This window comes from Acidovorax sp. GW821-FHT11A03 (genome assembly GCF_058809075.1).
Window position 1 is genome coordinate 251158 of record NZ_JBXASG010000008.1, and the last position, 21982, is coordinate 273139.

Annotated in this window: 18 protein-coding genes; 2 read left to right on the forward strand and 16 right to left on the reverse strand. The window is 70.6% G+C overall.

Annotated elements, in window-relative coordinates; translation table 11 throughout:
* Positions 1-27: 27 nt before the first annotated feature.
* The 3 genes from AC1RVY_RS20955 to AC1RVY_RS20965 form a co-directional block, all read right to left on the reverse strand.
* Positions 28-2268, reverse strand: coding sequence for a protein-disulfide reductase DsbD family protein (locus AC1RVY_RS20955; RefSeq protein WP_492808016.1), 2241 nt, complete (start codon positions 2266-2268; stop codon positions 28-30).
* Positions 2269-2472: 204 nt separating this feature from the next.
* On the reverse strand, positions 2473-6273 hold the full coding sequence (locus AC1RVY_RS20960) for a DUF748 domain-containing protein (RefSeq protein WP_492808017.1): 3801 nt from the start codon (positions 6271-6273) through the stop codon (positions 2473-2475).
* Positions 6274-6681: 408 nt separating this feature from the next.
* Positions 6682-7437: an alanyl-tRNA editing protein gene (locus AC1RVY_RS20965; protein WP_492808019.1), complete on the reverse strand. Its 756-nt coding sequence runs from the start codon at positions 7435-7437 to the stop codon at positions 6682-6684.
* Between the two features lie 131 nt (positions 7438-7568).
* Between AC1RVY_RS20965 and AC1RVY_RS20970 the strand changes: the two genes are divergently transcribed.
* Positions 7569-8435 (forward strand): creatininase family protein, encoded by an 867-nt coding sequence (locus tag AC1RVY_RS20970; protein WP_218296929.1) that lies wholly within the window; start codon positions 7569-7571, stop codon positions 8433-8435.
* 155 nt (positions 8436-8590) lie between these two features.
* Here AC1RVY_RS20970 and AC1RVY_RS20975 read toward each other — a convergent pair whose 3' ends face one another.
* The 11 genes from AC1RVY_RS20975 to AC1RVY_RS21025 form a co-directional block, all read right to left on the reverse strand.
* Positions 8591-9262, reverse strand: a complete 672-nt coding sequence (locus AC1RVY_RS20975; RefSeq protein ID WP_218296930.1) for a histidine phosphatase family protein — start codon at positions 9260-9262, stop codon at positions 8591-8593.
* 96 nt (positions 9263-9358) lie between these two features.
* Entirely contained in the window at positions 9359-10342 is a 984-nt protein-coding gene (locus AC1RVY_RS20980) for a threonine dehydratase (protein WP_492808021.1), read from the reverse strand.
* Positions 10339-10980 carry a LysE family translocator gene (locus tag AC1RVY_RS20985; protein ID WP_218341811.1) on the reverse strand — a complete coding sequence of 214 codons (642 nt, stop codon included), beginning with the start codon at positions 10978-10980 and terminating at the stop codon, positions 10339-10341. The genes AC1RVY_RS20980 and AC1RVY_RS20985 overlap by 4 nt, the downstream gene beginning before the upstream one ends.
* A 5-nt stretch (positions 10981-10985) precedes the next feature.
* The gene (locus AC1RVY_RS20990; protein WP_492254013.1) at positions 10986-11669 is read right to left on the reverse strand and encodes a VOC family protein; all 684 of its coding nucleotides are present in this window, start codon (positions 11667-11669) and stop codon (positions 10986-10988) included.
* A gap of 26 nt (positions 11670-11695) precedes the next feature.
* On the reverse strand, positions 11696-12571 hold the full coding sequence (locus AC1RVY_RS20995) for a PhzF family phenazine biosynthesis protein (RefSeq protein ID WP_492245114.1): 876 nt from the start codon (positions 12569-12571) through the stop codon (positions 11696-11698).
* Positions 12572-12749: 178 nt separating this feature from the next.
* A complete protein-coding gene (locus AC1RVY_RS21000) occupies positions 12750-13613 on the reverse strand; it encodes a PhzF family phenazine biosynthesis protein (protein WP_218341813.1) in 864 nt (287 codons plus the stop codon).
* 8 nt (positions 13614-13621) lie between these two features.
* Complete coding sequence (locus tag AC1RVY_RS21005; protein WP_492254010.1) at positions 13622-14248, reverse strand: glutathione S-transferase; 627 nt, start codon at positions 14246-14248, stop codon at positions 13622-13624.
* A 93-nt stretch (positions 14249-14341) separates the two neighbouring features.
* Positions 14342-15544, reverse strand: coding sequence for an aminotransferase-like domain-containing protein (locus tag AC1RVY_RS21010; RefSeq protein WP_218296937.1), 1203 nt, complete (start codon positions 15542-15544; stop codon positions 14342-14344).
* Positions 15545-15632: 88 nt separating this feature from the next.
* Positions 15633-15962, reverse strand: a complete 330-nt coding sequence (locus AC1RVY_RS21015) for a DHCW motif cupin fold protein (RefSeq protein ID WP_218341815.1) — start codon at positions 15960-15962, stop codon at positions 15633-15635.
* An 81-nt stretch (positions 15963-16043) separates the two neighbouring features.
* Positions 16044-16958 (reverse strand): DMT family transporter, encoded by a 915-nt coding sequence (locus AC1RVY_RS21020; protein ID WP_492808024.1) that lies wholly within the window; start codon positions 16956-16958, stop codon positions 16044-16046.
* Entirely contained in the window at positions 16955-17569 is a 615-nt protein-coding gene (locus tag AC1RVY_RS21025; protein ID WP_218296940.1) for a LysE family translocator, read from the reverse strand. The genes AC1RVY_RS21020 and AC1RVY_RS21025 overlap by 4 nt, the downstream gene beginning before the upstream one ends.
* A gap of 148 nt (positions 17570-17717) precedes the next feature.
* Here AC1RVY_RS21025 and AC1RVY_RS21030 point away from each other — a divergent pair, with 148 nt between their 5' ends.
* A complete protein-coding gene (locus AC1RVY_RS21030; protein WP_492808026.1) occupies positions 17718-19217 on the forward strand; it encodes an aminotransferase-like domain-containing protein in 1500 nt (499 codons plus the stop codon).
* A gap of 208 nt (positions 19218-19425) precedes the next feature.
* Here the strand turns inward: AC1RVY_RS21030 and AC1RVY_RS21035 are convergent, their stop codons facing one another.
* A complete protein-coding gene (locus AC1RVY_RS21035; RefSeq protein WP_492808027.1) occupies positions 19426-20655 on the reverse strand; it encodes an HDOD domain-containing protein in 1230 nt (409 codons plus the stop codon).
* 69 nt (positions 20656-20724) lie between these two features.
* On the reverse strand, positions 20725-21978 hold the full coding sequence (gene flgL, locus AC1RVY_RS21040) for a flagellar hook-associated protein FlgL (RefSeq protein WP_218296943.1): 1254 nt from the start codon (positions 21976-21978) through the stop codon (positions 20725-20727).
* Positions 21979-21982 lie beyond the last annotated feature (4 nt).

Sequence of the window (21982 nt, forward strand, 5' to 3'; positions counted from 1 at the left end):
GATGGAAAAGAAACGGGGTGAAAACCTCTACAACTGGGCAATGGTGGCGCGCACCTCGTCCACGCTGAGCACCTCGGTCAGCACCACGGGCGGCTTGCCGGGCCGGTGGAACACATACACGGGCACGCCGCTGCGGCCCAGCGCCGCCAGCGCGGCGGTGATGGCGGGGTCGCGGCGCGTCCAGTCGGCGCGCAGCAGGGCCACGTTTTTGGTCTGCAGGTCGGCGATCACGTCGGTGTTGGCCAGCGTGGTCTTCTTGTTGTACTGGCAGGTCACGCACCAGGCGGCGGTGAAGTCCACAAACACGGGGCGGCCCGTGGCCACGATCTGCTCGGCCGCGCCGGGTGCCCAGGGCTGCCAGCCGTTGGCGGAAACCTGCGGGGCGGCCTGCGTGGCGGGCATGGTGGTGATATGCGGCGCAAAGGCCCAGACCAGCAAGGCCATCGCCGCGATGGACACACTGGCCATCCACACGCGCGCGCGGCCCGCCAGCGACAGCGCCCACACCACCAGCGACAGCCCCACCAGCAGGATCAGCAGCGCACCGGCGCCGTCGATGCCGCTTTGCTGGCCCAGCACCCACACCAGCCAGACCACGGTGGCCAGCATGGGGAAGGCCATGAGCTTGCGGAAGGTGTCCATCCACGCGCCGGGGCGCGGCAGCGCGCGGGCCACGGCGGGGATGAAACTCGCGGCCAGAAACGGCAGCGCCAGGCCCAGGCCCAGCGCTGCGAACACGGCCAGCGCCTGCGGCGCGGGCAGGGTGGCCGTGAGGCCCAGCGATGCGCCCATGAATGGTGCGGTGCAGGGTGATGCCACGGCCACGGCCAGCACGCCGGTCAGGAAGCTGTCGGCCACCGGGTGGCGCGCCTGCAGGCTGGCCACCGAGGACGGCAGGAACTGCCCGAACTCGAACACCCCCGCCAGGTTGAGCGCGATCAGCGTGAACAGCGCCGCCAGCGAGGCCACCACGGCCGGCGACTGCAGCTGAAAGCCCCAGCCAATGGCCTCGCCCGCCGCGCGCAGGCCCAGCATGAGCGCGCCGAGCAGCATGAACGACAGCACCACGCCCGCCGCGTAGGCCATGCCGCTGAGCCGGTGCGCGCGGCGGTCCTGCGCGTGCCGGGTGAAGCCCACCACCTTGATCGCCAGTACTGGGAACACGCAGGGCATGAGGTTGAGGATGAGGCCGCCGAGCAAGGCACCCAGCAGCGCCGCCGCGAGGGTGAGTGGCGATGCGCCGGAGCCTGCGGCCGACGCCGCTGCTCCTCCCGCTTGCGCTGCATTGGCCTTGAGCGCGGCCTCCAAGGCAGGCGACACGCTGGCCACCGAGGCAGCAGGAGGCCAGGTGCCCAGCACCTTCAGCTCGGCCCGGTAGCCGGTGCGGGTGTCGGGGCCGGTGGCGTGCGCGGCCACCTGCTCGGCCAGCACCACTGGCATCAGCGTGGGGCTGTTGCTGCGCTGGGCAGACAGGGGAATCTGCGCGGTCCAGACGGTGCCGTTCCAGGCCTGCTTCCAACTGGCGGCGTTGTCGATGACCTCGGCGGTTTCGGGGAACAGGTCCAGCGTCTTGCCCCGCAGCGCCACGGGCAGGCCCTGCACGCTGACCTGCAGCGCATTGCCGTCGGAAATCTGCGCCTGGCTGTCCGGCACGATGCCGCCGGTGCCCGCCAGCACGGGCCGGGGCTGCGCCTGGGCGGCCGCCTCGAACGCGGCGCCGTTCAGGGCCGTGGTGCTGCGCAGGGGCAGCTGCAGCGTGAATTCGCCCTCTTCGGGGATGCACTCCTTGCGACAGACCAGCCAGGAGGCGCGCAGCTTGATCGTGGCGTCCCTGGCGAGCGGCCCGGCGGCAAAGCTGCCGGCCACCGTGACGGGCACGGGCAGCAGCACCGTGCCTTCATAGCCGTAGTTGGCCAGGGTGCCGATGGGGATCTTGCGGGGCAGGGGCCAGGCGATCTCGCCCGCGTCCAGGCCGGCGGGCAGCGTCCAGGCCAGGTCTGTGGGCAGGCCGGAGTCGCCGGGGTTCTTCCAGTAGGTATGCCACTCGGGCTGGTGGGTGATCGAGAGGCCCAGCCACAGCGGCTGGCCGGGCGCTACGCCCTGGGGGGCATGGGCCATCAGCTCGGCCCGCACATACGGCGTGGTGACCACGCTCGTGCCCTGGCCGCTGGTTTTGGAGCTGAATTGGGCGCTGGCGCTTGTCCATACAGCGCTGGCAGCTATGAAAAGCAGAGTGACTGCAAGGCGGTGGAGCAGGCGTTGGGGCATGGTTGCAGTGTGGGAGCAGGCGCGGCGCCGTTGGTTCCGGCGCCCGGCCGTCCATTCAGTGAATCCGCCATTGTGCGCGGGACCGCCCTCCCTCTGGAACGGGGCGCCCCCCGCGGGCCCCCTGGGGAAACGGGCGCAGCAGCTCCGGCACGAGGCGCCGGGGACCGCTCCGAAGAGCCGCCGCGTCTCGTGGCGGCACGGGGGCTACTGGGTGTTCAGGCTCAGTTCCGCACGCGGTGTCCATTTGTCGGGCTGGCTGCCCGACTTGGGCGCGGCCACGAACAGCCGTTCGGCGGGCAGCTTCTGCGCCACCAGATAGGCCCGGATCGCCTGGCCGCGTTCCTGCGCGAGTTCGGCGGCCATCGCGTCGGTGGCGCTCTGGCTGGTGATCAGCAGGGTTTCCATCTCGGGCACCGTGAGGTCCTTGGCCAGGCCCACCAGGTTGCGCGGCTTGGGGATGTCGGCGCGGCGATACACCTCCTTGAGCAGGGCGGGGTACTCGGCCGCCGACACGGGCGCTGCCGTGTCGCCCCCGCCCGCACGGCGCTTTTCGGCGGCCACCAGCTGCTGCAGGCGTTCGCGCTGCAGGCCTTCGCGCTCGTCCTTGAGGCTCGCCATGCCGGTCACGGTGATCTTGAGGGCCGGCCGGTCGGTCAGCGCCTTCACCACCTTGTCCAGATTCTGTTTCGCCTCGGCCGTGAGCGCGGCGCTGCCCGGCGCGAAGGCCACATGGCTCAGCTCGTTGCCGCCGCCAAAGGCGCTGGCCAGCAGGCTGAAGGGGGCGGTGAGGGCCTTGCCGATGAGGTTGACGATGATCCGGCCGATCACCGGGCCCAGGCGGAACTGCGGGTCGTTCAGCGAGCCGCTGATGGGCAGGTCCAGGTCGATCACGCCGTCGCGGTCGGCCAGCAGCGCCACCGCCAGCTTCACCGGCAGGCTGTTGGGCGCACCCTCCACCGGCTCGCCAAAGGTCAGCTGGTTGAGCACCAGCCGGTTGCTGGCCGTGAGCTGGCCGCTCGGCAGCACCTTGTAGTTCACATCCATGCTGAGCTTGCCGCGCTCGATGCCGTGTCCGGCGTACTTCACGGCATACGGCGTGAGCGGCGGCAGCTCCAGGTCGCGCACCTTGCCCACGATGTCGAGCGCCAGGGGCTTGGCCAGCGGGTTGAGCTTGCCCGTGACTTCCAGCGACGCCGAGCCCTCGGCACGGCCGCGCAGCTCCAGGTCGGCCAGCATGGGTTCGCCGCCCGGGGCCTCGGAAGAGAACGCGCTGAGCCGGCCGGTCAGCTCCGAGAGGTCGGCCGAGTAGTTGGGCCGGATGAAGAAGTCCGAGAACGCCACCCGGCCATTGACCAGGCTCACCGGCCCGAACTGCACCACCGGGGCCAGCGGGTCGGCCTGGGCCACCGCGGCGCTGGCGGGGGCCGCGGCGGAGGCAGAGGCCGCGGGGCCGCTCGCTGCGGCGCTGGCGGCGTTCGCGGCCTGCGCCTCGGCGGGGGTCTTGGCGATGTCGCTCAGGTTGATGCGGCCGGCCTCGTTCACGGTGATGCGCGCGAAGAAGTCCACCAGGCTGGTCTCCTTGACCTCCACGCGCGGCGCCGTGCCCGGCGCCGTGGCCACGGACAGGCCGCGCAGGCTCAGGCTTTTCCAGGCCAGCAGTTCCTCGCCCACCTGCGCCTCGGTCTTGGGCGTGGAGGCGGCCGTGCTGTTGGCCTTGAGTTCGTCGACGGCGGCGTCGCCCGCCAGGCGCAGGCTGGTGCCCTTGTCGTTCTGCGCCAGCGCGACCTGGCCCCGGAAACCCACGTCCGCGCGCAGCAGCTCCACCGACAGCTGGCTGGCCAGGTAGCCGTCCAGCGCATGCAGCGGCAGCCGCGCGATGTCGAGCTTGCCCTGCGCGGCCAGGGGCTGCAGGGCCAGGGTGCCCTGGTAGTCGATCCGGCCTGCCTCGGGCTTGCCCGCGCCCCTGGCGCCACCCTTGCCGGGCGCGGCCACGCGCGCCGAGAGCTGGAAGGCCTCGGGCCTGGCGCCGTCGCTGGCAAGGTTCCTGGCGCTCAGGTTCAGGGCGGAAACTTCCAGGGCCACGGGCCGTGCCTGGGCGTTGTCGGCGAAGGAGACCACGCCCCCCTGCACGGCGAAATCGGCCACGCGCAGCTTCCAGGGGGCGGCCGCGGCGGTGCCCGGGGGCGGGCTGGCGGGGGCGGGCGACGGGCTGGCGCCCTTGGCCCAGCGCTCGAACATCCAGCGCCCGTCCGCGCCCCGGTCCACCGTGGCCTGCGGCTGGCTGAGGGTCAGCTTCTCCAGCGTGACCGTGCGGGCATCCAGCGGCACCTGGGCGCCCTGCACCTCCAGCCTGCCCAGGCTGGCCAGCGTGGTCTTGCCCTGCTTCACCGACAGTTGCTCCAGGGCCAGGGGGCCGGCCGTCAGGGTGACGCCGGTGGCGCCGGCCTGCGCGGCCTTGGGGCTGGGCGCCTCCCACAGCACGGCCACGTCGCCCGTCAGCTGTCCGGACACCTGCGGCTCCAGCGCCTGCGCCAGATAGGGGGCCGCCAGCTGCAGGGCCAGCGCGTTGACCGAGACAGTGGTCTGCGCCCGCCGGTCGGTGGCTTCGCCCACGAAGGCCAGGGCGCTGCCTTGCACGTTGAGGCCCCCCTTGAAGGTGAAGGGCTTCGACGATTCAGTGAAGGGCAGGGCGATGCCGGCGGCGTCCAGCGTGAAGTCGGTGGCCTGCAGCGCGGCGGCCGGGCGCGTGCCCTGGTCGGCCCAGCGCACGGTGCCGCCCCGCACCGCGGCGCTGGCGACGGACACCTCCCACGGCGCGGGCGCGCGGGGGGCTGCGGCCCTGGCGCGCGCGGGGCCCGATGCAGCGCCGCTGGCGGGTGTTGGGGGCGCTGCCTCGGAGCTGGCGGGCCCGCGCGCGGCGCTGGCCGGCGCGGCCTGTGCGACCTGCGCGGGGGCCGACGGCGCCTGGGCCAGCTGGGCCCAGTTGATGTCGCCCGACGCGTTGCGCGTGGCGGTCACCACGGGCGCGGTCAGCTCCACATGGCTCAGGCGCACGATCTGTTCCAGCGGCCGCACATCGGCCATGTCGATCTTCAGCCCGTCGTAGGCCAGCAGGTCCTGGCCGCCCCGGTCGGTCATGCGCACATCGCGTGCCTGGACGGTCCCGCTGAGCTTCACGGCCATGCGGGGCGCCTGCTCGAACGCCACTTTCACATCCACATCCAGCGTGGCGCCCTGCACCTTGACCGGCAGGCTCGCGGGCAGGTACCCCAGATAGGGCGCGAGATTCAGTCCCTGCCAGCGGATGTTCGCGTCGGCATGGGTGGTCTGGGCGAAGGGGGTGCCCTGGGCGGAGGAGTCGAAGCGGCTGCCGCCCAGCACGAACGCCAGGTGGGGCTCGACCTTCACGTCGCGCTGGCTGGAAAGGGTGCTCACGAACGGCACCTGCAGCGCCAGCTCGCGCACCTCGTGGGTCTTGCCCACGCTGCTGTCGGTGAAGTCGATGCTGCCGCCGGTCAGCGCCAGGTTGTAGAGCGCCAGGCGCGCCGGCCCCGTGTCGGGCTCGTTCGTGGGCGCGGTGACCTTGGCGATGATGTCGTCCACGTCGTAATGGCCATCGCCGCGGTGCGTGAGGCGCAGCACGGGGTTTTCCACGGTGAAGGCATCCACCACGGGCGCCAGGCGCAGCAGTGACTGCAGTTCGCCGTCGGCGTAGATGCGGCCGATGGTGAGCTGGGGTGGCGCGCCCTCGTCGGCGCCGGCCACCGCCACGTCGCGCAGGGCCAGCTCCAGCGTCCAGGGCTTGAAATCGATCGCGCCCACCGTCACGGCACGGCCCAGCTGCGCGGTGGCCGCGCGCTCCAGCGGGCCCTTGAGCAGCGGCGGCACGGCCAGCCAGGTCAACAGCCACAGCCCGGCCAGGGCCAGGGCGGCGCGCACGATGGGGCGGAACCAGCGGTGCTGGCGGACGGAGGCAGGGGTGACGGAGCGCAGGGAAAACGGCATGGCGGCAGGCAGAAGTGAGCGCCGCCGTCCCAGGAGGCCTGGTGCAAGACCGCGTGCGCGGGCCGCTATTGTCCCTGTTGTACGTCAGGCCGCGTAAACCAATGCAACGGGGGTACCGCCCTGGCTCAAGATTGTTGACATTTGAGGGGGTGGCCAGGGCGTGCGCTCACTGGGCAAAGCCCGGTGCCACCCTGCGGGTGGTGGCCACGTGCCACGTCTTTTGGTGCGCACTCATTTGCGCTGCGCACCCATGAGCGCACCCCAAGGAAAAGCGCTCTTCGCTGCGCTCACTGGGCAAAGCCCAGCACCACCCTGCGGGTGGTGGGGCAGTGCCACGTCTTTTTGGGGGCACTCATTTGCGCTGCGCACCCATGAGTGCTCCCCAAAGAAAAGCGCTCTTCGCTGCGCTCACTGGGCAAAGCCCAGCACCACCCTGCGGGTGGTGGCGCTTTTCTTTTCAATCTTCGTCACCACGATGGCGCCGATCTCGGACGTGTTGGCCACATGGGTGCCGCCACAGGGCTGCAGGTCGATCAGCGGTGCACCGCTGTCACCCCCGATGCGGATGGTGCGGATGCGCCCCGTGCCGCGCGGGGGCTGCACGCTCATGCTCTTGACCAGGGCGGGGTTGGCGTCCAGTTCTTCGTCGCTGATCGAGGCCACCGTGAGCGGGTGCGCGGCGGCCACCAGGGCGGCGATGGCGGCGGTGAGGGCTTCCTTGTCCAGCGGGTCGGTCATCGCAAAGTCCAGCCGCGCGTAGTCGGGGGTGATGGAGCAGCCGTTGACCAGCTGCGGCACCACATGGCACAGCAGGTGCGAGGTGGTGTGCAGGCGCATCATGCGGTGGCGGCGTTCCCAGTCGATGCGGGCGGTCACGGCGGTGCCTGCCGCGAGCTGGGCCACGCGGTCTTCCTGCCCCGGGGCGGGGACATGCACGATGTCGCTGGTGGCATGGCCTTCGGCGTCCTTGCCCTTGCGGGTGTCGGCGATGGCGATGCTGCTGCCGTCGGCGAGCACGAGCACGCCGCTGTCGCCGGCCTGGCCCCCGCCCAGCGGATAGAACACCGTGCGGTCCAGCACGATGGCGCCGGTGTCGGTGATGGCGGTGACGTGCGCATCGCATTCGCGCAGGTAGGCGTCTTGTCGGAAGATGTCTTGGGTCATGCGGTGATGGTAGCGGCATGGGCGGCGCTCCGTGGCTGCAGGGATACCACGGGCGCGGGCCGCCGGCTGCCATGGGCTGGGCAAGGCGGCGCCGAAGTGACGCGGCCCCGGACAGGCCCTAACATCGCGGCATGACCGCTGCCGCCGCGACCTCCTCCGCCCGCCCCGCCTTGCCCTCCCGCTTCTGGGCCGATCTGTCCACCCGCGACTTTGCCGCGCTGCAGGGCACGGGCCAGGCCGGCCAGGTGGTGGCCGTGCTGCCCGTGGCCGCCGTCGAGCAGCATGGCCCGCACCTGCCGCTGTCGGTGGATGCCACCCTGCTGCAGGGCGTGATCGACGCGGCGCTGCCGCAGCTGCCCGCCGACCTGCCCGTGCTCTTCCTGCCGCCGCAGAACGTGGGCCTGAGCCCGGAGCACATCCGCTTTCCGGGCACGCTCACGCTGTCTCCAGCCACGGTGATCGCGCTGTGGACCGAGATCGGCGAATGTGTGGCCCGTGCGGGCATCAAGAAGCTGCTGCTGTTCAACGGCCACGGCGGCCAGGTGAGCGTGATGGACATCGTGGCGCGCGAACTGCGCACGCGCTGCGACCTCATCGTCTACAGCGCCAGCTGGTTCAGCCTGCCGCTGCCCGATGCGGTGGCGGGCCAGTTCAGCGGCGAGGAGCACCGCTTTGGCATCCACGCGGGCGAGATCGAGACCTCGATGATGCTGCACCTGGCGCCTGGCGCGGTGCACATGGAGCACGCGCGGGATTTCCGCTCCACGTCGCAGGACCGGGCGGAGCGTTACGCCATTCTGGGCAACGGCAAGAGCGCCAAGCTGGGCTGGCAGATGCAGGACTACCACCCCGCGGGTGCCGTGGGCAATGCCGCTGGCGCCACGGCGGGCAAGGGGCGCGCGGTGGTGGAGGCCGCGGCGGGCCAACTGGTGGCGTTGCTGCAGGAGCTTGCGGACCTGGCGCCGCAGACGGTGCGCCCCGATACGGAATGGGAATAGGCCCGGATGTGCTGGCCGAGCCCGTCGTGGCCCGGCGGCGCCATGCTTCGCCGGGCTTTGCCACGGCTGCGCCCGTGAGCTCGAACCCCGTGCTCTGAACCCGGTTCCGGGCGCGCTGGATGGTCAGGCAGGGGAACAGGCGGGCCCGCTGGCGGCTATGCGTGCGTGATCCAGTCCAGGTGCGGCCCCTCGTTCAGGTGCGGCAGGGTGTTGAAGGTCTGCATCATCAGCCGCTTGGGCGCGATGGAGAACTCCGTCACCGCGCTGTTGCGCAGGCGCATGTTCAGGGCGATCGTCACCTCGGGCGCCGTGCCCAGCACCTCGCCCACGGCGGTCGAGATGGGGCCGCCGCTGCTCACCAGCAGCACGTTGTGGCCCACGTGGTGATGGCGCACATGGTCCAGTGCCGCGCGCACGCCGGCGGAGAATTCGTTCCAGCTGGGCATGCCCTGCGGGCTGATGACGCCGGCCATCCACTGCGCGAGCGCGTCGCACAGGATGCGAAAGTGCGCGCGGTAGCGCTCTGGCGTGTCGGCCGGGCCCAGGGGCTGGGGGTGGATGGCGGCGATCAGCGCATGGCTGTCGTACTCGTTGAGCCCCGGCAGCCGCAGTACCTCGGGCGCGGTCCGCAGGCCCTCGGCGATGCCTTCCAGCGTTTGTGTGTGGCGGCGCAGCGTGCCGGTGATCACGGCGTCGAACGCCAGGCCGCGCGCGCGCCAGTATTCGCCCAGGCGCACGGCCTGCTCACGGCCCCGCGCGCTCAGCTGGTCGTAGTCATCCGCGCCAAACGAGGCCTGGCCGTGGCGCACGAGGTAGAGGGTTCCCATGCGGCGGATTGTGGCCAGATCCGGGCCCTGGCGCTTGTCGCACAAGCGACCAATGCTACTGAAGATGTAGCAATTGAGCCTGTATGGACAAGGCGGTCAGGTCGCCAGGACGCTGCCGAACACCGGCGCGTCGACGTTGCCTCCCGTCAACGCCAGGCCCACTGCCTGCCCCTGGAGCTGCGCGCGCTCCTGCAGCGCCGCCGCCAGCGCGGCCGCGCCCGCACCCTCGGCCACGTTGTGCGTGTCGGTGAAAAGGGCACGCATGGCGGCGGCCACCTCGTCGTCGCTCACCTGCACGATGTGGTCGATGTGCGGGGCGATGATGGCCAGCGCCTCCCGGTCGGCCACGCGGCAGGCCATGCCGTCGGCCAGGCGCGTGGTGACCGGCGCCTCGACCACGCGGCCTGCGGCCAGCGAGTCGGCGTAGGTGGTGGCATGGCTGCTGACCACGCCCACCACGCGCACGCCGTGGCCCAGCGCCAGCTTGGCCGCGATGGCCGAGCACGCGCCCGAACCCTGGCCGATGGGCACGTACACCACGTCGAGCTGGGGCACGGCGCGCAGGAACTCCCACCAGTAGGTGCTCACGCCGCGCAGCAGGTCGGGGTGGAAGCTGGGCACCATGTGGGCGCCGCGCTCGGCCGCGAGGCCCATGGCGAACTCGCGCGCCTCCTGGAAGTCGCTGCCGTGCTCGATGAGCGTGACGCCCAGCGCGCGCATGGCGGCGTTCTTCTCGACCGAGTTGCCCTCCGGCACGACGATGGTGCAGGCCACGCCGTGGCTGCGCGCGGCCCAGCCCATGCTCTGTCCGTGGTTGCCGCGCGTGGCGCTGATCACCTCCCGGGGCATGGCGCCGCGCCGGGCAAGCTGGTCGAAGTAGGTCAGGCCGCCGCGGATCTTGAAGGCGCCCACGGGCGTGTGGTTCTCGTGCTTGAGCCAGCAGTCGGTGCCCAGGCGTTCGCTCAGCAGGCCCCAGCGGTACTGGGGCGTGGGCGGAAAGTCGCGGTACACCACCTGCGCGGCGGCCTCGATGTCGGCCAGAGTGGGCAGGAGGGGGGCGGTGTCGAGGCGGGCGTTCATGCGGCGGCTTTCTTTTCGGTGAGCAGTCTGAGGGCGAGCAGGCCGAGCACCGTGCCCATGAAGTAGCGCTGGGCCCGCATCCATGCGGCGTTGCGGTTGAGGAACAGCGCCACGCGGGCGGCGCACAGGATCAGCAGTGCGTTGACGGCCGCGCTGGTGGTGATCTGCACCGCGCCCAGCGTCAGGCTCTGCAGCAGCAGGTGGCCGCGCTCGGGGTGCAGGAACTGCGGGAAGAACGACAGGTAGAACATGGCGACCTTGGGGTTCAGGAGGTTGGTCATGAAGCCCATGAGGAACAGCGTGCGCGGGCCGTCGTGCGGCAGGTTGCGGGCCTCGAAGGGCGCCGCGCCGCCGGGCTTGACGGCCTGCCAGGCCATCCACAGCAGGTAGGCGGCCCCGGCGTAGCGGATGGCATCGAACGCCACGGGCACGGCGGCCAGCAGCGCGGTGAGGCCCAGTGCCGCCGCCAGCAGGTGCACCAGAAAGCCCAGCACCACGCCCGCCAGCGAGATCAGCCCCGCGCGCGGTCCCTGGGTGAGGCTGCGCGAGACGCAATAGACCATGTTGGGGCCGGGCGTGAGCACCAGCACGAGGGCGGCGAGCGCGAAGAGCAGCAGTTCCTGTGCGGAAAAGAGCATGGTGGTTACTCCGGAATGAAGGATGAAAGGGTGACCGGGCCGCGCGGCGTGGAGAGCTGGGCGGTGAGGCGGGGCACATCCCCCGCGCCCACGGCCACGTGGGCCGCCACGCCGACTGCTGCGCAGGCGGCCTGCAGCGTGGCCGATTGCGGGTGCTGCAGCGCCAGGGACTGCAGTTGCACGCCAGATGCCGGCAGGCTGTCGCAAGGGTGCGCATCGCTCCACTGGATGAGCGTGGGCAGGCAGCCGTCCATCAGGCGCAGCCCATCGCCGCGCACGGTGATCTGCCACTGCAGCAGCCCTTGCGGCGTGGGACGGCTGGCGGTGACGATGGCGCCGCGCTCCATGCCGAGCGCCGACAGCGCGGCGCACCCTTCGGCCACGTCGGGCACGGAAGCCACCCAGTGGATGAGCCGTGGGCCGTGTTGCGCCACCTGGTGCTGCAAGGCGGCATCATCCATGTCAAACCAGCGTCTGGCGCTTTCTGGTATTGCGCGAGCAGCTCCTGGGTTGATAGCAATGATCTCCAGGTAGGTGCGTGGATGCGCGGTGCTCCCCACATTCAGGATGCGGTTGTGCGTGCCCATCAGCGGGTGTTCGCCGCCTGCCGTGGGCGTGATGCCCAGCGTGCGTTCGCACCACGACACGCCCGAGGCCAGGTCGGCCGCGAGCACGACCAGATGATCCACGCAGGGCGGCCTGGGCGCGGCGGCCGTCACAGCAGCACCTCGCCCGACACGCAGGTGACGGAGCTGCCACCCACCCAGATGGTGTCGCCGTCCTGCTCCACGAACACGCGGCCCGCGCGGGCCAGGCAGGTGCCCTGGCTGGCCACGTACCGGGTGGGGGCCAGGCCGGCGCCGATGAGCCACTGGGCCAGCGCGGCGTTGAGGCTGCCGGTCACCGGGTCTTCGGCCAGGCCGTTGTTGCCGGGGAAGAAGGCGCGCACCTCGAAGGCAATGCCCTCGGCGTCGGTGCTGCCGATGACGCCCACTTTTCCACGCGGGCCCACCACGCCCACGTCCAGATGGCCGAGGATGCTGGCGTCCGGCCTGAGCGCCAGCACCTGCTCGGCCGAGCGCAGCATCACGCCGCGCCAGTTGGGACCGTTGTCGCACCAGGCGTGGTGCAGGATGTCGCCGCGCGCCACGCCCAGGCCGCGCGCGATCAGGGCGACATCGGCTTCGGGCAGCGGGCCGCTCTTGATGAGCGCGGGCGCCGCGAACGCGAGGCGCTCGCCGTCCTGGCGCAGCGTGACCAGGCCCACGCCGCACTCCTGCACCACGGTGCCGGCCACCCGGGGCTGGCCCCCGGCCTGCAGCCAGGCGTGGCAGCTGCCCAGCGTGGGGTGGCCGGCAAAGGGCAGTTCGCGCCCGGGGCAGAAGATGCGCACGCGATAGTCGGCACCGGCGGCGCGGCCTTCGGGCGTGGGGGGCAGCAGGAAGGTGGCTTCGGACAGGTTGGTCCAGTTGGTGAACTCCTGCATGGCCTCGGTGCTGAGGCCGGTGCCATCGAGCACCACCGCCAGCGGGTTGCCGCGGTAGGGCTGGTCAGTGAAGACGTCGACTTGCTTGAAGGGGCGCTGTTGCATGGTGGTCGTGGTCCTTGGAACAAAAAAGTGGTGAAACGGGCGGCGGATCGATCGGGGGAGGGCACGCCGGGGGCTGACCGGGGACGTGGCTCGGTGTTTTTCAGCTGTGTTCGGTGGGCGCCGGGGGGAGCCCACGGGGTCGGGGTTCAGCCGCTGGGGCGTGGGGTCTTGGGCGAGGTCATAGCAGCACCGTGCCTTCAATGCAGGTGACGGCGCGCCCGCCCACCCAGAGCTGGTGGTCGTCGTCCTGGCGGATGTGCACGCGGCCCGCACGGCCCAGGCACTCGCCCTGGGCCACCAGGTAGCTGCGCGGGGCCAGGCCGTCGGCGATCAGCCATTCGGCGAGGCTGGCGTTGAGGGTGCCGGTGACCGGGTCTTCCGGGTTGCCCATGGGCGCGGCAAACGCGCGCACCACCACGCCGGGCCGGCTGGTGTCGCTGGCGGCGGGGCCCACATGGATCACGCCCACGTCCTGGCCCAGGTCCTTCAGGCGCGCATGGTCGGGCTTGAGGCCCAGCACGGTGTCCGCGCTGTCGAGCAGCAGGCCCAGCCACACGGGGCCGTTGTCCAGCAGCTGCGCGCCCTGGATCTGCTGGGGGCGCACGCCGAGCGCGCTGGCGATCAGCGGCACCAGCGCGGGGCTGGGCGCGCTGCGCTGGAGGGGCGGTGCGGCAAAGGCCAGGGTGTCCTTTGCCTGCGCGATGCGCACCAGGCCCAGCGCGCACTCCTGGATCGCCAGGCCGCTCTGGCGCGGCGTGTTGCCCGCCTGCAGCCAGGCGTGGCAGGTGCCCAGCGTGGGGTGTCCGGCAAAGGGCAGCTCGCCATTGGGGCTGAAGATGCGCAGGCGGTAGTCGGCGCCCGCAGCGCGCCCGGCCTCGGTGGGGGGCAGCAGGAAGGTGGTTTCCGACAGGTTGGTCCAGGCCGCGAAGCGGCGCATGTCGCTGTCGTCCAGGCCGTCGGCATCCAGCACCACCGCGACCGGGTTGCCGTAGCCGGGCCGGTCGCTGAAGACGTCGATCTGCTTGAAGGGGCGCTGGTGCATGGTGAGGTTCAGGAGAGAGGCTGGTCCAACACGCCCCGAGCGCCGGGGCGGGTGCTGACCGTGTTGTACCACCGCTCCAGGTGCGGCCGCGCGATGCGGTCCTGCGGCAGGCCCCACCAGCGGTGGATCTCGCAGCCCACGGGAATGTCGGCCATGGTGAACCGGTCTCCCGCCATGAAGGGCTGGCGTGCCAGGTGCGCATCCAGCATCGCCAGCAGGGGCTCGGTGGCCGCCACCGACGCGGCAATCAGCGCATCGCTGCGCTGCGCGGCCGGCGTGCGTATCCACTGGATGAAGGCATCGCGCCCGGCCGGGTTCAGCGTGGTCTGCTGCCAGTCCATCCACTGCTCGGCCACGAAGCGCTCGCGCAACGCATCGGGGTACAGCTCGCCCATGGAATGCCGGGCACACAGGTAGCGCACGATGGGGTTGGACTCCCACAGCACGGCGCCCGTGTCGTCATCCTCGATCAATGGGACGAGGCCGTTGGGGTTGAGCCCGAGGTAGCGGGCCTCGCGCACGATGCCGAACTGCCCCCCCGCATCGGTGCGCTGCAGCGTGATGCCCAGCTCCTGCGCCGCCCACACCACCTTACGCACGTTGATGGACGAGAGCCGTCCCCAGAGCCTCAGCATGTTGAATCAACTTTCATGGTGCGTTGCGCGGCCCGTGACGCAGGAAGCGGGCGCGGCCCAGGCGAGGTGGCCGCGCTGCGCCACAGGGGGTGTTCACTTGCTATCGCGGATCGCGGCGGCCAGCGCGGCGATGCCCGTGGCGATCTGCTCCACCGTGGACGTGACGAATGACAGGCGCAGCGTGCGCGGGTCGGCGTTGTCGGCATAGAAGGCCGCGCCGGGCACGAAGGCCACATTGCGCTCCACCGCCTTGGGCAGCAGCTCGATGGCGCTCATGCCCTCGGGCAGGCGCACCCACAGGAACATGCCGCCGTCGGGGCGGTTCCATTGCACGGACAGGCCCTGCATCTCCTTGTCGAGCGCGGCCAGCATGGCCTCGCACTGCTGCTTGTACAGCGCGCGGATGGTGGGCACGTGGCGGTCCAGGAAGTTGCCCTTCATCACCTCGGCCACCAGGCGCTGGTTGTAGCCGGGCGTGTGCAGGTCGGCCGCCTGCTTGGCCTGCAGCAGCTTGGGGTACACGGCCTTGGGCGCCACGACGAAACCCAGGCGCAGGCCGGGGGCCAGCACCTTGGAGAACGAGCCCATGTAGATGCAGCCCTCGGGGTTGCGCGCCGTGAGCGGTGCGGGTGGCGGCGTGTCGAACCACAGGTCGCCGTAGGGGTTGTCCTCCACCAGCGGCAGGTTCAGTTCGGCGGCGGCCTGCACCAGGGCGGCGCGGCGGGCTTCGCTCATGGTGCGGCCCGTGGGGTTCTGGAAGTTGGGCAGCACGTACAGGAAGCGCGCCTTGCCGGCGCCCGTGCCCACCTTGGCCTTCAGGTCGTCAATCAGAACGCCTTCATCGTCGCTGGCCACGGACACCACGGCGGGCTCCATGGGCGTGAAGGCCTGCAGCGCGCCCAGGTAGGTGGGTGTTTCCACCAGCACGCGGCTGTCCGTGTCGATCAGCACCTTGGCGATCAGGTCCAGCGCCTGCTGCGAGCCGGTGGTGATCAGCACCTGGTCGGCGTCCACGTCCCAGGGCAGGAAGTCGGCGATGGCCTGGCGCAGCGGGGCGAAGCCTTCGCTGGCGGCGTACTGCAGCGCGGCCGGACCGTCGTTGGCCAGCACGGCGGCGGAGGCTTCGGCAAAGGCCGAGACCGGGAAGGTCCTGGGCGAGGGCAGTCCGCCGGCCAGGCTGATGATGCCGGGCTTTTCGGTGACCTTGAGGATTTCGCGGATGACCGAAGGGTTCATGCGCTCGGCGCGGCGCGCCAGGGTCCAGGTGCTGGTCTGTGGAAGGTCGTTCAGTTTCACTCTCGTCTCCTGCGGGCAGTCCCCAAGGACCGCCCCTGTTGCAAAGTCGTCAAAAAATCGGATGCGGCGCGCCGGGCCGGGCACTGCGTCAGTCCACGATGAACAGGGTGGCGCCCTGTGGCGACGTGGATCGATGGGGTTCCGCATTGTCGGCCACCTGGTAGCTCATGCCCGGCGCCAGGGTGAACTGGCGGCCGTCGGCCAGCTCGGTGTGCAATTCTCCGCTCAGGCACAGCAGCACGTGGCCTTTGACACACCAGTGGTCCGACACATACCCTGGCGTGTACTCCACCATGCGCACGCGCACATCGCCAAACTGCTGCGTGCGCCAGAAGGCCTGGCCGGCCTGCGCGCTTTTTTCCTCGCGGGGAATGCCAGACCAGTCGGTGGTGGCAAACGGGATGTCGTGTAGCTGCATTTTCTCCTCAGTCCTTCAGGGAAGCCATGGCGTTGATCTCGGCCGCGCCCCGGGGGTGCAGGCGCTGCGCAGGGCCCGCCTTCATGCGGGGGCTCCTTGCCGGACGGGCATCCTCTTGCCCATGAACACCGTGGCGATCACCGCCAGGCCGAAGCCCAGGGTGGTCGCGTCCAGGCGCTCGCCCAGCAGCGGCACGGCGAAGAGCAGGCTCAGGAAGGGCTGGATGAGCTGCAGCTGGCTCACGCGCACGGCACCCAGCGCGAGGGCCCGGTACCAGGCAAAAAAGCCGATCCACATCGAGAACAGGGCCACGTAGACGAAGCCCAGCCAGCTCATGCCGCCGATGGAAGAGGGCACGGCGGGCGCGAACCACCAGGCCACCGGGATGGTCAGCGGAAGGCTGCACACGAGCACCCAGCAGATCACCTGCTCGGCGCCCAGGCGCGGCGTGAGCCGTGCCCCGCCGATGTAGCCGAAAGCGCCCGTGGTCATTGCAATGAGGAGATAGATGTTGGCCGCGCCCAGGTACAGCCCCCCTGCACGCCACACCATGAAGCCCAGCACCAGGCCGCTGCCCAGTACCGCGCACGCCCAGAACCCCGCGGAGGGCCGCTGGCGGAACCACAGCGCGCCGAGCACGGCGGTGGACAGGGGCAGCAGCGCCGTGACCACCGCGCCGTGGGTGCTGGGCACATGGCGCAGCGCCAGCGCGAGGAAGAGCGGAAACCCCACGATCACGCCAAAGGCCGTGATGGCGAGCAGCGGCCACTCCGCGCGGCGCGGCACGTTGAGCCGCCCGCGGCCGTGCTGCCACGCCAGGTAGGCCACGGACAGGAGCCCGGCGACCGCCGCGCGGCCGAAGGTGACGAACCAGGGCGAAAGCTGGGGGGCGTCCACGGGGCCCACCGCCAGGCGGGTCATCGGCAGGGTGGCGGCAAACAAGGTGACGCCCACCAGGCCCCAGACCAGCGCTTCGCGTTCCTGTGCGCGGTTCATAGGGTGAGCATCCACACGGCCGTGGCCACCAGCACCAGGGCCAGCGCGCGGTTGAACCAGAGCAGGCGGCTGCCCTGCGCCAGCCACTGGCGCAGCAGCGAGCCGACCAGCGCATAGACGAAATTGCTCGTGAACGCGAACACCATCATCACGGCGCAGATGATCGCCAGGCGCTCGCCGGGGTTGGCCGCCGGCTGCCCGGCCGCATTCACCACCCAGCCCGCGCTGAGCGTGAGCGCCAGCATCCAGGCCTTGATGTTCACGAACTGCAGGCCCACGCCCTGCCAGAAGGTCACGGAGAGGCGGGTGCTGTCCAATTCGGCCAGCTGGCCTGCGCGGCTGAGCTTCCAGGCCAGCCAGAGCATGTAGGCCACGCCCAGCAGGGTCACCGCCCAGCGCAGGGCCGGCACGCCCGTGATCAGCGCGCCCAGGCCCAGGCCGCTGCCGAGCATCAGCAGCGTCCAGCCCGCCGGAACCGCCAGGCAAAAGCGCAGGGCGCGCCGCAGGCCCAGGTTGGCGGCCAGCGCAGTGGACAAGGTGGTGTTGGGCCCCGGCGAGAAACTCATCGCGGTGCAGAACAGCAGCAGGGCAGTCAGTTCGGGGGCGCTCATAGTGCGGGGATAGGCGGGGCTCAGTGGGGGGAACTTGTCAACGCTGAGGCTTCAATGTAATCTTCCAGCCCAGTACACAACCAATACAGTTCAGCAGCGCAGTTCGTGATCTGTATTGGCCGCGATAACAGTACACAAGGACACCGCCATGCTGATGAAAACCTCCACCCAGTCGCTGACCGAGCAGCTGTCGGCGCGTTTTGGCGAGCGCATCCGCAACCGGCTGCTGGCGCCGGGCGCGCGCCTGCCGTCGGTGCGGCAGTGCGCGCAGCAGCACGGCGTGAGCCCCTCCACCGTGGTGGCCGCCTATGACCAGCTGCTGGCGCAGGGCCTGGTGGAGGCGCGCAAGAACCGGGGTTTCTTCGTGCGGGAGATGGCCACCGCGCTGCTGGAGCGGGCGCCGGAGGACGACGCGGCCGCGCAAGAGGTCGAGCGCGGCATGGGCAACTGGAGCACGGCGCACTGGTTCGCGGCCCGGGGCGCTGGGCGCGGCGCGGCGCGCGGGGCGCCGCGCGGGGCGCCGCCCATCAATGCCACGGCGCTCATCCGCGGCATGTTCCACAAGGTGAGCGACAAGCCGCAGCCCGGCATGGGCGTGTTTCCGCCCGACTGGCTGGAGTCCACCTTCATGCCCGCCGCCGTGCGCAAGGTGACCAACACGCGCGCGCTGCAGGACTTCTCGCTGCAATACGGCGAGCCGCTGGGCGACACGGGGCTGCGCCGGGTGCTGTCCAAGAAGCTGGCCACGCTCAGCGTGCACGCGGCGCCCGAGAACATCATCACCACCGTGGGCGCCACGCACGCGCTCGACATCGTGAGCCGCACGCTGCTGCGCCCGGGGGACCCGGTGATGGTGGAGGAGCCGGGCTGGGCCGTGGAGTTCGCGCGCCTGGCCGCCCTGGGCATGCACATCCTGCCGGTGCCGCGCCGCGCCGACGGGCCCGACCTGGAGGTCATGGCGAAGTACTGCGAGGTGCACCAGCCCAAGCTCTACGTGAGCGTGAGCGTGTTCCACAACCCCACGGGCTACTGCCTGTCGCCCGGCAGCGCCCACCGCATCCTGCAGCTGGCCAACCAGTACAACTTCCACGTGGTGGAGGATGACACCTACAGCCACATCGCGCCCGAGCATGCCACGCGGCTCACGGCGCTGGACGGGCTGCAGCGCACCATCTACGTGAGCGGCTTCGCCAAGATCCTCGCTCCCAACTGGCGCATCGGCTTCCTCGCAGCGCACCCCTCGCTGATCGAGCAGCTGCTGGACACCAAGCTGCTCGCGACCCTCACCACGCCCGCGCTGCTGGAGAAGGCGCTGGCGCTGTGCATCGAGCAGGGCCAGCTGCGCCGCCACGCCGAGCGCATCCGCACGCGGCTCGACGCGGCACGCGCGCGCAGCGTGAAGCTGGCGCTCGGGGCCGGCTGCACCTTCGCGGCCGAGCCCGTGGGACTGTTCGGCTGGGTGGAGACGGGCGTGGACACCGACGCGCTGGCGCAGCGCATGCTGGACGAGGGCTATCTGCTGGCGCCCGGGGCGCTGTTCCACGCCGAGCGCAAGCCCAGCACCCTCATGCGCATCAACTTCGCCACCACGCAGGAGGCGGCGTTCTGGAAGACTTTCGCGCGCGTGCGCGATGAGCAAGGGCGGTAGGCAGTTACCGTTGGCTCCAAACCGGGGGTGCTCCCACTGGACGCGTCTTCATCGCGCCATCAGCGGCCCCCGCGCACCTCACCCCAGCTGGCCGTTGCGCAGTGCGCGGCCCCGCCAGCGCCACCGTGGAGCCGGCTTTGCCGGGCCGCGGGTGGCGTCCCCCTGGGAGGGAAGACGCGCAGCGGCTCAGGGAGCTTCCGTGGGAGGCTTACTTCCTGTCGACCACCAGGTCTGACAGCACGCGCAGCAGGGCGCGGTTGACCTCTTCCAGGTCGAGCTCATAGGTCTCGCACAGCTGGCGGATGGCGCTGGCGTCGTCCGTCTCCAGCGCGCAGGCCATCTGCAGGCCTTCGGTGTAGGGGCCGGTGCGCAGCACCGTGGCATCGTAGATGCGCTCGGACAGGGGCAGGCGCCGCAAGATCGTGCCCAGGGATTCACCCAGCAGCTCGTCGATCTGCGAGAGCAGGCCGCACAGGTAGATCTCGCGGCGCAAATCGTTTTCCACGCCCGCGTCCAGCAACTGCGCGGTCAGGCGGGCGCGCATCACCATGGCCTCGCGCACCGGGTGCATGTTGGGGTCCGTGCTCGCGTGGGGCAGCTGGTCGGACAGCCAGCGCTTGATGGAGCCGTAGCCCATCATCACCAGGCCCCGGCGCAGCGAGTCGATTCCGGTGCGCAGGCCGAGCGCGGCCGAGTTGGTGTACACCATGAAGCGGTAGGCCAGCAGCGGGTCCTCGCCCATGATGGCCTCGAAGGTCTCGAGCGATTGCTCGTCGTCGATGGCCTTCATGAGCTTGAAGATCACCGCGTGCGAGGGCTGCTGGGGGTGGTGGCGCAGGCTGTAGAGCACGTCCTCCGACGGCCAGCCGGCCAGCGCCAGCGCGTTGTTCTGGTCCAGGCAATGCTCCATGAGCGCGCGGCTGGCGACGTTTTCGTACATCTGCCCGGCCAGCACCGGGCTGGCGGCGCGCAGCGGCTGCGGGGGCGCGCCGGGACGGGCGGGCGCGGCCTGCAGCGCCGCCACGGCGTCTTCGGGGCGCAGGGTGAGCAGGCTGTTGTCGAAGCACTGGGCTATGTCGGGTTCTGGCAGCTTGCCCAGTTCACCCCGCCACACCAGCTTGAGGCCCCGCTGGTGCGCGGACCTGACGCGCGTGTAGATGGCGGAATCGGCCAGCCAGCCGCCCCGCACCTCGATCCACGGGGTGCCGCGCGGCGCGTGCTCGAGCATGTCGCACAGCAGCTGGCGGCTCTGGGGCGACAGCAGGATCGGCGGGGAACTGGCCGACCAGAGCTCCTGCAGCGTGCGCAGCAGATGGGCGGCATCGACCAGGGCCGTTGCCTCGCTGTGCACGTAGAGCTGGATGCCGGCGAGTTTGCGGGCGCGGCTCCACAAGGGGCGATAGCCCAGAATCAGGCTGCCAAGGACAGATTGGACCATGTGCTCTCAGGCAAATGTACGGGGGCCTGTTCCCGGGTGGGGGCATCCCCTCCACCGCGTGAGCAGGTCCTAGCTAATGAAGTTGAACAGAGACAGCTTCTGGACCTGGGCATAGGACTTGAGCGCAGCCTCATAGCCCACCTGCTGGTTCTGGAAGTCCGAAATTCCCTGGATCATATCGAGATCCTCGGCGCGTGAGCGGTCGCTTTCGAGCTGGATGGAGCGCTTTTCCTGGTCGCCCGTGATGCGGTCCGCGCGGTTGAGCAATTCACCCGCATAGCCGCGCATGTTGTGCATGCGCTCCAGGCCGATGTCCATGTTGCCCAGCGCCTGCCCCACGGCCTGCGCCGCCGCATTGCTGTTGGGTGCGTTGCGGATGCCGTTGATCGCGCTGTCCATGGTGCTGAACATGCTGGGGCTGGGCTGCAGGGTGATGGTGTCCCCGTTGGCCGGATTGCCCTTGATGTCGAAGGTCAGCCCCGGAATGCCGGTGACGGCAATGGTCACCGGCTTGTCCGATGGAAAGTCGGGCACCACCACGGCAGGGGAGACGGCGCCGGTGGTGGTGTTGGTGAGGGTGTAGGTGGCGGTCGTGGTGCCGGGCGTGGCTCCGGGGCCGACGGCGCTGAACGTGATGGTGTAGTTGTCGCCGGTCACCAGGCTCGGGTCCACGGGCGTGATGGCCGTGGTGTTGAGGATGCGCCCGGTGGGAATGGCGCTGATGCCGGCGGTGTAGACGCCGTCGCGCTGCGGGTCGAACATGAAGGCGGCTTCGCCGTCCAGCGCGCCGGGAATGGTCACGCCGGAGCTGGCCGCCTGCCCGGGCAGCCCGTCGAAGCTGTAGTCCGGCGAGCTGCTCAGCGGGCCGAGGAACGGCGCGAGCGCGCTGCCCAGCGCGCCCAGCAGCGGAATGCCGTTGGTGTCCTTGCGGTTGGCCACTTCCACCAGCTGTTCGCGCAGGCCCTGCAGCTGGTTGGCGATGGTGGTGCGCTCGTTGGGGGTGAGGGCGGCATTGCCGGCGCTCACCACCAGTTCGCGGAAGTTCTGTACCAGATTCACGGCATCGCCCAGGGCCGATTCGGCCTGCGCGATGGCGTTGCGCTGGGTTTCCAGCGCGCGCTGCTCGGTCTGGATGCGGGCCAGGCGGTTGATGGCGCGCTCGGCCTGCGCGGCCGACACCGGGTCGTCGCTCGCCCGCACCACGCGCTTGCCCGAGGTCAGGTTTTCCTGCAGGTTCGACAGGCTGGTCTGCCGCGTGCCCAGATTGCGCAGGGCGTTGTCATACATGTTGGCGGTGCCAAGGCGGTAGATGCTATTGCTCATGTCG